Below are 12183 nucleotides of genomic sequence, written 5' to 3' on the forward strand. Positions count from 1 at the left end.
ACGATGAGACCGTTGAAGACGCGCCTGGGGTTCGCCTGCGTGGCCGCGCTCGTGTTCGCCGTCCCGGGGCGTGCCCAGTCGGCCCCGCCCCTCGACATTCGCGCGGCCGAACGCCTCCGCGTCATCCCGCTCGCTGACGCGTTCCTGAAGGAAGCTCCCGAGACGGTGACCGCGAGCCACTCACCGCGCAGCGCGGGCGGCACGCACGACTTCTTCTCCGAGGCCGACTACTGGTGGCCGGACCCGAAGGACCCCGACGGTCCGTACATCCAGCGCGACGGGATGTCGAATCCCGCGAACTTCGTCGGCCATCGCCTGGCCATGATCCGGTTCAGCACTCATGTGGCCGCGCTGACCTCGGCGTACGTCCTCACGCGCGACGAACGGTATGCGGCGCATGCGCTGGCGCACCTGCGTGCCTGGTTCGTGGATTCCGCCACCCGCATGAACCCGAATCTCCAGTTCGCGCAGGCAATCAAAGGACGGGCGACCGGACGCGGCACGGGGATCATCGACACCATTCATCTCGTGGAGGTCGCCAGGGCGGCAGGGATCCTCGCGTCCGCTCATTCCGCACGGCCGGATGAGATGCGCGCCGTCCGGCAGTGGTTTGGCGAGTACCTGACGTGGCTCACCACCCACGAGTACGGGCTGCAGGAACGGGACGCCAGGAACAACCACGGCACGTGCTGGGTCATGCAGGTGGCCGCCTTCGCGCAACTGACCGGCGATGAGGCGCTGCTCGGCGCCTGCCGACGTCGCTACAAGGAGGTGATCGTGCCAGGGCAGATGGCCGCCGACGGGAGTTTCCCGCTCGAGCTGCGGCGAACGAAGCCGTACGGCTACTCGCTGTTCAACCTCGATGCGCTCGCGACGATCTGTCAGCTGCTCTCGACGCCGGACGACAATCTCTGGACGTGGTCGCTGCCCGACGGGCGCGGCATTCGAAAGGCGATGGCCTTCCTGTTTCCGTTCATGGAGGACAAGGCCACCTGGAGCCACCCGAAAGATGTCATGTACTTCGACGAGTGGCCGGTCCGCCAGCCGAGCCTGCTGTTTGCGGGCCGCGCCCTGCACGAGCCGGCGTACCTCGACCTGTGGAGGCGTTTGAACGGAACCCCGACGGCCGGGGAAGTGATCCGCAATCTGCCGGTGCGCCACCCACTCGTCTGGTTCGAGCAATAGATGGAGTTGCCCCAGCCCCGATTCTTGGGAGGTCATGTGAACATCGACAGTGCTGTCGTGCCGGTAGCCGGTCTCGGCACACGACTGCTGCCCGCCACCAAATCGCAACCGAAGGAGATGCTGCCGGTCGGACGCAAACCGGTCGTGCAGTACGTGGTCGAGGAGTTGGCCCGCGTCGGGATGCAGCGCGTGCTGTTCATCACGGGCCCGGGAAAAGCATCCATCGAGAACCATTTCGATCTGAACGGCGAGCTGATCCAGACGCTCCGTGAGACGGGCAAGGAGGAGTTGCTCGCCGAACTGGAGTTCGAGCGTGCCGCGCTCCAGTATTTCTACACGCGGCAGCGGCAGCTCCTCGGGCTCGGCCACGCGGTGCTCTGCGCGCGGTCGTTCGTCGGCCACCAGCCTTTCGTTGTCGCGCTCGGCGACTCGATCATCGGCTTGCACGCCGAGAGCGATGTGGTTGGCCGGATGACGCAGTGCTTCGCCGAGCGGCAGGCCGACGCGGTCATCGCATTCGAGGAGGTCCCGCGGGCCGACGTCCATCGATACGGCATCGCCAAACCGCGCACGTCGGGCGACATCTTCGAGATCGACGATCTGATCGAGAAGCCCTCGATCCACGAGGCACCGAGCACGTTGGCCATCGCCGCGCGCTACGTGTTGTCGCCGTCGATCTTCGACGCGCTCGACCACACGCCACCGGGCAAGGGCGGGGAGATCCAGCTGACCGACGCGATCCGCTCGGTCGTTCGCTCCGGAGGGCGGGCGTATGGCGTGCGCCTCCACGCCCATGAACGCCGCTACGACATCGGCAACTTCCAGGCGTACTTCCGCGCGTTCGTCGAGTTCGCGCTGGCCGACCCCCGGTTTGGCGCGCCGCTCCGCCGCTATCTCGAGGACCTGCTCCATGCTGATCGTACGTAAACGCGCCTTTGCTCGCGCCGGGCTTCTCGGCAACCCGTCGGACGGCTATCACGGCAAGACGATATCCGTCATCGTCCGCAACTTCTGGGCCGAGGTCGTCTTGTACGAGTGGGATTCGGTGGACATCGTCCTGGCCGAGGACGACCGCGCCCGGTTCAGCTCTGTCTATGATCTCGCGCGAGACGTGCGGCTCCACGGCTACTACGGAGGAATCCGCCTGATCAAGGCCACGATCAAACACTTCGTCGAATACTGCCAGGCCCGTGGCGTGACGCTGCACGATCGGAACTTCTCGGTCCGCTACCAGACCACCATTCCGCGGCAGGTGGGCCTGGCCGGATCGAGCGCCATCATCGTCGCCACGCTGCGAACGCTGATGGAGTACTACCAGGTCGAGATCCCGAAGGCTGCCCAGCCAACCTTCGTCCTCCAGGTTGAACAGGAAGAGCTGGGGATCTCCGCGGGACTGCAGGACCGCGTGATCCAGGTGTACGAAGGGGTCGTCTACATGGACTTCGACCGCGCGTGCCGGCAGGAGGTGAACGGCATCCCCTGCTATGCGTACGAGGAACTCGACCCCGGCCTGCTGCCGCCCCTCTACCTGGCCTACCACGACGCGCTCAGCGAACCGACCGAAGTGTTCCACAACAACATCAGGGACCGGTTCAACCGGGGCGACGAGAGCGTCGTGCAGGCGATGCGCCATTTTGCGGCCCTGGCGTGCGCCGGCCGGACAGCGCTCCTCACGGGCGACGCCGATCGGCTGGCCACCCTCATCGACGAGAATTTCGACACCCGACGCCGCATCTACCAGTTGCCGCCATGGCAGATTGAGATGGTCGAAACGGCCCGCCGGGTCGGCGCGAGCGCCAAGTTCGCGGGGTCGGGAGGCGCCATCATCGGCACCTGTCGCACCGCCGCGATGCTGGCCGACCTGAAGGCGGCGCTGGCCGCCGCCGGGTCGCGAACCATCGAGCCGCAGGTCGAGCCTGAGATGACACCTTTCGCCTCCGAAAGTCGCCACACGTCTGACCACTCACCGGAATGACCAGAAGCGCCAATGGACGCGCTTTGGAGACTATTGCTAAATGTTCGCGCCAAACCATCTATGCCGTTGACAGGCGCCGAGACTTCGTGATACTCCATACGTCACCAGATTGGTCAGTCCATTAATCAGAGGGTCGTTCAGCCCCCAAGAGTCTCGTGGTGAAAGCAGCTGGACAAGTCCATCGCCGGATCCGAAGCAATTTCCGGCGGCCCTGCAAGTCGTGATACGTGGAAGCCGAGGAGGACGCGCGTATGGCCAGGTCTCACGGGAAGCTCCTACTCATGGTGGCAGCGATCCTGCTGCTCGCCGTGCCCATCGTCAGTGCCCAGGCCACAACAGGCCGCATTTCGGGCATCGTCAAGGACGCCTCCGGAGGCGTCCTTCCCGGCGTGGCGGTCACCGTGACCGAGACACGCACCGGATTCATCCGCACCGATGTCACCGACTCGCAGGGTGGGTACGTCTTCGTGAACCTGCCGCTCGGTGACTACACGGTGGGCGCCGACCTCCAGGGGTTCAAGAAAGCCCTGAAGAGCGGCTATGTGCTCGTGGCCGACGGCCGGCTGTCCGCCGACTTCGCCCTCGAAGTCGGCGCGTTCTCAGAGGTCGTGCAGGTCACGGTGCAGGCCGAGACCGTGAATACGGTGTCCGGCGAGCTGGCGCGCACGGTCGATCGCGCGCAGGTGCAGGACCTGGCGTTGAACGGCCGCAACTACATGCAGATGGTGACGCTCGTCCCGGGCGCGCCGCTCGTCGACACGACCGCGCCGCTCGACATCATGACCGGCCTCGGCATCAACACGACGGTCAACGGCAGCCGGACCAATGCGAGCCTGCTGACGGTGGACGGCGGCTTCAACATGGATGGCGGCAGCAACAACAGCCAGATCAGCAACGTCGGCATCGACTTCATCGACCAGGTGAGCGTCAAGACGTCGAACTTCTCCGCCGAGTACGGCCGCAATTCAGGGGCAGCCATCAACGTCGTGACGCGCAGCGGCTCCAACATGTTCAAGGGAAGCGTGTTCGAGTACATGCGGCGTAACGCCTGGGATCAGAACGACTACTTCAACAACCTGAAGGGGATCGCCAAGGGGAAGTTGACCTACGACAACCCGGGATTCAGCCTGGGCGGCCCGATCGCGAAGGACAAGATCTTCTTCTTCGGCGGTATGGAGTGGAAGCGGATCCGGCGTCTGACGTCCCCGTCCACTCGAACGCTGCCCACCAGCCTCATGCGCAGCGGCAACTTCAGCCAGTTGACCGCGACGATCAAGGATCCGCTGACCGGCAAGGCGTTTTCGGGCAACGTCATCCCCCCCAACCGGATCACGGCCGACGGTCGCGCCATCGCGAACGTGTACGACGCGATGTCGAAGGTCGCGGCGCAGTACAACGACAACCTCCTGACCAACAACACGGTCTTCCAGGATGACAACCCGTTCGATTTCCGACAGGAGATGTTCCGCGTCGACTACCAGCCGACCGGCTCGCACCGGTTGACCACACGGCTCGTCTTCGACCACTACAACCTCGTCGAGCCCGGGGGCACCTTCATCAACTCGCAGATGCCGACCGTCCCGACCAACCGCCTGCGGCCTGGTCGCAACGTTCAGATCAACCACTACTGGACGCTGAAGAACAACCTCATCAACGAGGCGAAGTTCAACTACTCGGGGAACGGCCAGATCATCCCGCCGGTCGGCGACAGGTGGAAGCGCGGCACGTACGGCTTTGCGTTCCCGCAGATCTACAGCGGCGGCGGCAACTATCCCGACAGCATCCCGGACGTCACCGTTCAGAGCTACGCGAGCTTCAACGGTGCGGCACAGTCGCTGATCTCGCCCACGTGGGACTACTCGTTCTCGGACAACGTGACGTGGCTGAAGGGAAATCACACGCTCAAGGCCGGGATGCTGTACGTCTACAACCAGAAGGACCAGAACGGCCGCTCAGCCTACGACGGAACCGTGAGCTTCTCGACCACGGGCAACACGAACTCGACCGGCAACGCCTTCGCCGACGCGCTCCTCGGCTACTACCGGACCTACCAGGAAGCGCAGCTCGACCCGATGGGCTATTTCCGGTACCACCAGTACGAGGCGTTCGTGTCCGACGCGTGGCGCGTGAGCGATCGATTGAGCGTGGAAGTGGGTCTGCGCTACGCGTGGCAGATGCCGACGATCACGCTGGGCAACAATACGACCAGCTTCGACCCGGCGAAGTACAATTCGGCGCAGGCCGTGACCATCCTCCCGAATGGCACCATCGTTCCCGGCACGGGCAACCGTTACAACGGCCTGACGCGCCCCGGCGAAGTGCCGTCCGGCCAGGTCGCCAACGTCCCGAACGCCACCAACCCGGCGGTGCAGAGCATTCCGATCGCGGCGTCGGACGGCTACTACCAGCGCCAGAACCTGTTGGCGCCGCGCTTCAGCTTCGCGTGGAAGCCGTTCGGGAACGACTCCACGGCCATTCGCGGCGGTGCGGGATTGTTCTACGACCGGCCCGAAGGGAACCTGTATTTTGCATTGGTCAACAACCCGCCGTTCTCGCTGAGTTCCTCCTACGAGAATGGCAACCTGGCGAACCCCGGCGGCGGAACGGCATCCGCGCTGGCGCCCTGGGCCAGCATGAACGCGCTCGATCCGAACCTCAAGATCCCGAGGGTGTGGAACTGGAGCCTTGGCGTGCAGCGCGAGTTGGGGTTCTGGGGCCTGTTCGCTGAAGTCACGTATGTCGGAAACAAGGGCCAGAACCTGATTCGCCAGCCCGACATCAACCGGCCCACCTTCGCGGATCTGCAGGCCAACGCAGTGGGCGCGAAGGCCAACACGAACTACCTCAGGCCGTACAAGGGCTACTCGAACATCCTCATCCGGCTGTCGGACGCCGAGTCGAAGTACAACGCGTTGCAGTTGTTCCTCAGCCGCAGGCGCGGCAGCATCAACTTCACGGTCAACTACACCTATTCGCGTTCCTGGGACAACGGCAGCGGCAACGGGGACAACCTGGACACGGGCGCCGATTGGCGCGACCTCAGCTACAACTGGGGGCCGAGCGATAACGATCGCCGGCATGTCTTTGTCAGCACCTGGACCTACCGCCTGCCCTTCTGGTTGAACCGGAAGGACGTCCTGGGCAGCCTGGTCAGCGGATGGGAGATCTCGGGCATCACGCGCCTGCAGTCGGGCGCCCCGTTCTCGGTGTCCGGCAACACCGCGATTGGCGGCCGGCGCGCCGACTTCAGCGGCGGCAGCGAGCAGGCGTCGGACGTCGGCACGCTCCGCGCCGACAACAGCATTTCCTGGCTCGATCCCACCAAGTTCAGCTCGGCTCCGGAGAGCCGGCTGGGCAACAGCGGCCGCAACGTGTTCTACGGGCCCAGCCTCCAGCAGTGGGACATCTCCCTTCGGAAGCAGTTCCGGCTGAAGGGCAACATGAAGGCGCAGTTCCAGGCGGACTTCTTCAACACCTTCAACAACCTGATCCTCCGCAACCCGGCGACGACGGTGACCAACGCCGGATTCGGAACGATCACGTCGGCGGCGCCGATGCGCAACGTGCAGATCGGCTTCCGGTTCATGTTCTAGTCCGACAGTGGCGGCGGGCACCGGAGCCCGCCGGAGCCCAAGGGCCGGGGAGTTCCCGTGAATTCTCCGGCCCTTCGTCTATAGTTTCCGTGACCGCGCGCAGGTTCAGCGCAGCGGATACCTGGAGGAGGCTCATGAAATCGCGACGCGAGTTCCTAAAGACAGCGGCCGTCGGCACGGCGGGCTGGGCGGTCGGGATGAACGCTTCGAGCTACGCCCGCATCCTCGGCGCCAACGATCGCGTGAACTTCGCCATCGCCGGGCTCCACGGCCGTGGCCTCGCCCACCTGGAGTGCCTGAAGCTCGTTCCGAACGCGATGGTCACGCATATCTGCGACGTGGACCGCCGCGAGTTCCCGAAGTTCGCCGCCGCGGCCCAGGCGGCCTTCAAGCAGGCACCGATCCAGGTGCAGGACTTCCGGAAGGCGCTCGAATCGAAGGACGTGGACGTCATCACCGTCGCGACTCCCGAGCACTGGCATGCCCCGATGGCCATCCTCGGACTGCAGGCGGGCAAGCACGTCTACGTCGAGAAGCCGTCCAGCCACAACCCGCGAGAGGGCGAACTGCTGCTGGAGGCCCAGAAGAAATACGGGAAGCTGGTCCAGTGCGGCAACCAGCAGCGCTCCTCCGCCCACACGATCGAGATCATGGCGAAGATCAAGGAAGGGCTGATTGGCCGGCCGTACTTCGGCAAAGCCTGGTACAGCAACACACGCGGGCCGATCGGTGTCGGCAAGCCGGTGCCCGTCCCGCCTGAACTCGACTGGGATCTCTGGCAGGGCCCGGCGCCGCGCCGGCCGTACAAGGACAACATCCATCCCTACAACTGGCATTGGCTCTGGCACTGGGGGACCGGCGAGACGCTCAACAACGGCACGCACGAAGTGGACCTGTGCCGCTGGGCGCTTGGCGTGGACTACCCGAACCGCGTCTCGGCCGCCGGCGGCCGCTACCACTTCAAGGACGACTGGGAGTTCTACGACACTCTGGTGACCAGCTTCGAGTACGCCGACCAGATGATCACGTGGGAAGGCATGTGCTGCCAGGGCAAGCAGTACTATGGCCGCGGCCGCGGCGCGACCATACACGGCACCAAGGGCACGGTGCTCATCGACCGCGGCGGATACCAGGTCTACGACCTTCACGACAAGCTCCTGACCGAGGTCAAGGCCGAGCGCGGCGGTGAGACGCAGGACCTGCGCAGCATCGACTCGATGACGACCGCGCACTTCAAGAACCTGGTGGACGGGATCCGCTCCGGCGCACCGCTGCGCGCGCCGGTGCGAGATGGTCAGATCGGGGTGACGATGCTGCTGCTGTCGAACATCGCGTGGAAGACGGGCCGCGTGCTGAACCTCGAGGCGACGACCGGCCGGATCCAGAACGACCCGGACGCCATGAAGTTGTGGGGACGCGAGTACGAGACGGGGTGGGAGCCGAAGGTCTAGAAGAAGGCGCCGGGGCCGCCTACACGGCCCCGGCGCGCCCGAGCGGGAATCCGAAGTAGTCGCGGGCGTTGAAGAAGCAGATCTTCTGCACCACTCGTCCGAGCGCCTCGCGATCGTCCGGCAGCAGGCCCCGCCGGACGTCCTCTCCAATCAGGTTGCACAGCAGGCGCCGGAAGTACTCGTGCCGCGAGTACGACAGGAAGCTGCGGGAGTCGGTCACCATCCCGACAAACCGCGCCAGCAGCCCCATGTTCGACAGCGCGTTCATCTGCTGCGTCATGCCGTCGAGCTGATCGAGGAACCACCATGCCGCCCCGTACTGCATCTTGCCGGGCACGCTGCCGTCCTGGAAGTTGCCGGCCATCGTGGCGACCAGAGCGTTGTCGCGCGGGTTGAGGTTGTACAGGATCGTCTTGGCAAGCTGGTTGGTCTCGTCCAGCCTGTCGAGAAAGCGCGCCAACGGGCGCGCTACTTCGAAGTCGCCGATCGAATCGAAGCCCGTGTCGGGCCCGAGCTGGCGGCGCAACCTCGTGTTGTTGTTCCGCAGCGCGCCCAGATGGAACTGCTGCACCCAGCCCCGAGCGTGGTCGAGGAGCGCCAGTTCGTGCACCAGGGCTGATTTCAGCCTCAGCGCGGCCGCGGGCTCGAGCACCCGCCCGGTGCGCACCCGATCGAACGCCGCAGCCACCTCCTCGCGCGTCCAGGCCTCGGCGAACATCGTCTCGAGGCCGTGGTCCGACGCGCGACAACCCATCGCGTGGAAGAAGTCGTGGCGCACCTTCAGTGCCTCGAGGAGGGAATCGAAGCGGCCGCCAACCGCAACGCCGGACGCCTGCTCCAGGTGGCCGACCCAGGCGTTGAGCGCCTGGGGATCCTCGACGGCAAAGACCTTGTCGGGCCGCCACGTCGGGTAGACGCGGGTCTCCGGATCCGGGCGGGCCGCCAACCGTCGGTGCGCGTCGAGCGCGTCCACCGGGTCATCGGTCGTGCAGACGACCGCCACGCGAAAGCCGCGCAGCAGGCCGAGGGCCGTGAATCCATCCTCCAGCAATCGCTCGTTGCAACGATCGAACACCGCCTTCGCCGTCGCCGGCGACAGCAACTCGCCGACGCCGAAGGGCCGGCGCAGTTCCATGTGTGCCCAGTGATAGAGCGGGCTGCGCACGGCATCGGGCACGGTCCGCGCCCATGCCTCGAACTTCTCCCAGTCCGACGCGTCGCCAGTGCAGAAGCGCTCGGGCACGCCGTTGGACCGCATCGCGCGCCACTTGTAGTGATCGCCGTCCAGCCAGATCTCGGTGATCGACCGGAAACGATGGTCCGCTGCCATCTGGTCTGGCGAGAGGTGGCAGTGGTAATCGATGATCGGCATGCCCTCGGCAAAGCGGTGGAACAGGTCCACTGCCACGTCGCTCTCGAGCAGGAAGTCCTCGTTCAGAAACGGTTGCATGCTCGCTCCGTCGGACGCCCGTCTCAGCGGACGACCTCGAATCGGCCCTTGACGCGAATGCCGGCAGCGGAACTGTCCACGCCGAGGACCAGATCCGGGCTGGTGCCCCTCCCGAGCCCGGCGGAAGGCCGGACCGACGGAGGGGCCAGATCTAGAACGCCCGGGCCTCCTGCAACTGGCGCTTCATGCTCGTCCACGCGACGCGCGTCGAGGCCTCCGGAGTGCCGGCGCCGCGCCAGTGCGTTTCGAGCGTGACCGGGCCGTGGTAACCATCCTTCAGCAGGGCCCGGAACTGCGCCGTCCAGTCGATCAGGCCCGTCCCCATCTCGGACCACTCGAATCCGCCGCCGGCCTTGCGAGAAACGTTCTTGCAGTGAACATGACCGATGCGGTCCTTGGGCAGCCGCGCGTAGCCGTCGGGAAAGGCCGCATCACCGCGCATGCCGGCGTTGCCGGGATCCCAGTTCAGTTTGAAGGCGCGCGACCGCACGGCGTCGAGCGTACGGATCGACTCGGCCGACGTCGCGGTGTTGCAGGCGTATTCGTTCTCCAGGACGAGCACGAGGCCCAGCTTCGCCGCCTTGTCCGCCGCCTGTCGGAGCTTGTCGTCCATCGCCGCGCGGTACGGGGCGGGATCGTCGAGGCGCCAGAAGTCGAAGATCCGGATGTGGTCGGTGCCGAGTCTCCTGGCCAGCTCGAACGATCGTTCGAGCACCTCGTCCTGTTGCGCGAAGACGAAATCCGCCTTGTACGAGTCGTCCTTGGACCCGAAGGGCGATCTCGGCGCACCGGGCCAATCGACCTTGAAGACCGGCGACGCGATCGCGCTCACGCGCAGTTGACGGCCTTCGATCAGGCGCTTCGCCTCGGCAATCTCCTTGTCGTCGAGCCGGGTGATGTTCTTGTTCCACAACTCGCGGAGTTCCACCCACCCGAGGCCGAACTCCTGCGTCGCCACCTCGAGCGCGTGGCCGAGGTCCTGGCTGATCTCGTCGGTCAGCACGGAGACCTTGAACGCCGAAGGCGTGGCGTTGGCTGCCGACCGTATCGAGGCGGCGATCACCGAGCGGCCCGCCGCGAGCGACCCCGACGAGGCCGCAGCCACTGCGCCAAGCGTCGTCAGGAACGCGCGCCGAGAGTAATCGGATGCCATGGAGCTACCCCTTCTCCGCCGGCTCCACAATCGCCAGCGGCTCGAGCTTCGGGACCAGGAGATGGTGGATGACGAACGATACGAGGTACGCCGACGCACAGATGGCGAACAGAATTGCGTAGCCGCCGCTCACGTTGCCGGCCGCCTTGAACTGATCGATCAGCCGGCCCGAGAACCACGGGAACAGCACGCCGCCGATCGCCCCCGCCATGCCGCCGAGGCCTGTGATCGTCGCCACGTCCTTCTTGGCGAAGACATCGGACGTCGTCGTGAACAGATTCGCCGACCAGGCTTGGTGCGCCGCACCGGCGAGACCGATGAGCAACACGGCCGGCCAGTCCCCCACTCTGGTCACGAACAGGATGGGAAGCACGCACAGCGCGAAGAGGAACATCCCCGTCTTCCGCGCACGCGTGACGCTCCACCCGCGTGTCTGAAAGTAGCCGGTGAGCCACCCGCCAGCGATGCTCAGCACGGTGACGATGACGTAGATCGTCACCAGGTGGAGCCAGCTCTTCTTGATGTCCAGGCCGCGGGTCTGGAGGAAGTAGGCGGGCAGCCAGATCAGGAAGAACCACCACACCGGGTCCGTCATGAACTTCGCGATGATGAACCCCCACGCCTGGCGGCAGCCCAGGGCCCGCCGCCATCCGATCGGTTTCGCGTTCGCCTCCTCGCTGTCACGGTCGCTGCTGATGTAGGCGAGTTCTTCCCGCGTCACGCGCGTCTGACGTTCGGGCACGTCGTAGAAGGGTATCCAGAGGAGGAGCCAGGCGAACCCCGCCGCGCCGGCGAAGATGAACGCCCAGCGCCAGCCGAGCGTGATGGCGATGGCCGGCACGAGAGCCGGCGCGATGATGGCCCCGACGTTGGTGCCGGAATTGAAGATGGCGGTGGCAAACGCACGTTCGCGCTTTGGAAACCACAATGCGATCGCCTTGATCGCGGCCGGGAAGTTGCCGCCCTCGCTGGCGCCCAGGAAGATGCGTGCCGCAAAGAAGCCCGTCACGGAGCCCACGAGCGCGTGGCTCATCGCCGCCACACTCCAGAGCGTGATCGACACGGTGTACCCGATCTTCGTGCCGTAGCGATCGATGAACCAGCCGAAGACGAACAATCCGACCGCGTACGCGCCCTGAAACGCCGAGTTGACGAGGCCGAACTGCTCGTTGCTCCAGCCCAACTCCTTGTCCAGGAACTCCTTGATCAGAGCGAGGATCTGCCGGTCGACGTAGTTGACCGTGGTCGCCAGGAATATGAGGGCGCAAATGACCCATCGATACGAACCCATCGCCGTCGTCAGGTCGGACGTCCGCGGGTCAGCAGTCTCCCCACCACCGGCATCGCGCGTCGGTTTTCCGGCCACGTTCCCGTCC

The 12183-nt window shown here is 65.4% G+C and carries 8 protein-coding genes; 5 read left to right on the top strand and 3 right to left on the bottom strand.

The window, feature by feature from the left end; translation table 11 throughout:
- Positions 1-3 precede the first annotated feature (3 nt).
- From VGK32_02910 to VGK32_02930, 5 genes are all read left to right on the top strand, one after another.
- Positions 4-1185: an alginate lyase family protein gene (locus VGK32_02910; GenBank protein HEY3380688.1), complete on the top strand. Its 1182-nt coding sequence runs from the start codon at positions 4-6 to the stop codon at positions 1183-1185.
- Positions 1186-1221: 36 nt separating this feature from the next.
- Positions 1222-2112, top strand: a complete 891-nt coding sequence (locus tag VGK32_02915; GenBank protein ID HEY3380689.1) for a UTP--glucose-1-phosphate uridylyltransferase — start codon at positions 1222-1224, stop codon at positions 2110-2112.
- Positions 2096-3160, top strand: a complete 1065-nt coding sequence (locus tag VGK32_02920; protein HEY3380690.1) for a hypothetical protein — start codon at positions 2096-2098, stop codon at positions 3158-3160. Before VGK32_02915 ends, VGK32_02920 begins: the two co-directional genes overlap by 17 nt.
- Before the next feature lie 251 nt (positions 3161-3411).
- Positions 3412-6753, top strand: a complete 3342-nt coding sequence (locus VGK32_02925; GenBank protein ID HEY3380691.1) for a TonB-dependent receptor — start codon at positions 3412-3414, stop codon at positions 6751-6753.
- A 134-nt stretch (positions 6754-6887) separates the two neighbouring features.
- Positions 6888-8204 (top strand): Gfo/Idh/MocA family oxidoreductase, encoded by a 1317-nt coding sequence (locus tag VGK32_02930; protein ID HEY3380692.1) that lies wholly within the window; start codon positions 6888-6890, stop codon positions 8202-8204.
- Between the two features lie 19 nt (positions 8205-8223).
- Here the strand turns inward: VGK32_02930 and uxaC are convergent, their stop codons facing one another.
- The 3 genes from uxaC to VGK32_02945 all read right to left on the bottom strand — a co-directional run bounded on the left by uxaC (position 8224) and on the right by VGK32_02945 (position 12173).
- Entirely contained in the window at positions 8224-9654 is a 1431-nt protein-coding gene (gene uxaC / locus VGK32_02935; GenBank protein HEY3380693.1) for a glucuronate isomerase, read from the bottom strand.
- Between the two features lie 151 nt (positions 9655-9805).
- On the bottom strand, positions 9806-10807 hold the full coding sequence (locus VGK32_02940; GenBank protein ID HEY3380694.1) for a sugar phosphate isomerase/epimerase family protein: 1002 nt from the start codon (positions 10805-10807) through the stop codon (positions 9806-9808).
- Positions 10808-10811: 4 nt separating this feature from the next.
- Positions 10812-12173 (bottom strand): MFS transporter, encoded by a 1362-nt coding sequence (locus VGK32_02945; GenBank protein ID HEY3380695.1) that lies wholly within the window; start codon positions 12171-12173, stop codon positions 10812-10814.
- Positions 12174-12183 lie beyond the last annotated feature (10 nt).

Source organism: Vicinamibacterales bacterium (assembly GCA_036504215.1).
Lineage (GTDB): Bacteria > Acidobacteriota > Vicinamibacteria > Vicinamibacterales > Fen-181 > FEN-299.

Coding starts and splice junctions, on each gene's coding strand:
- VGK32_02910 (HEY3380688.1), top strand. CDS start 4: ATGAGACCGTTGAAGACGCGCCTGGGGTTCGCCTGCGTGGCCGCGCTC.
- VGK32_02920 (HEY3380690.1), top strand. CDS start 2,096: ATGCTGATCGTACGTAAACGCGCCTTTGCTCGCGCCGGGCTTCTCGGC.
- VGK32_02925 (HEY3380691.1), top strand. CDS start 3,412: ATGGCCAGGTCTCACGGGAAGCTCCTACTCATGGTGGCAGCGATCCTG.
- VGK32_02930 (HEY3380692.1), top strand. CDS start 6,888: ATGAAATCGCGACGCGAGTTCCTAAAGACAGCGGCCGTCGGCACGGCG.
- uxaC (HEY3380693.1), bottom strand. CDS start 9,654: ATGCAACCGTTTCTGAACGAGGACTTCCTGCTCGAGAGCGACGTGGCA.
- VGK32_02940 (HEY3380694.1), bottom strand. CDS start 10,807: ATGGCATCCGATTACTCTCGGCGCGCGTTCCTGACGACGCTTGGCGCA.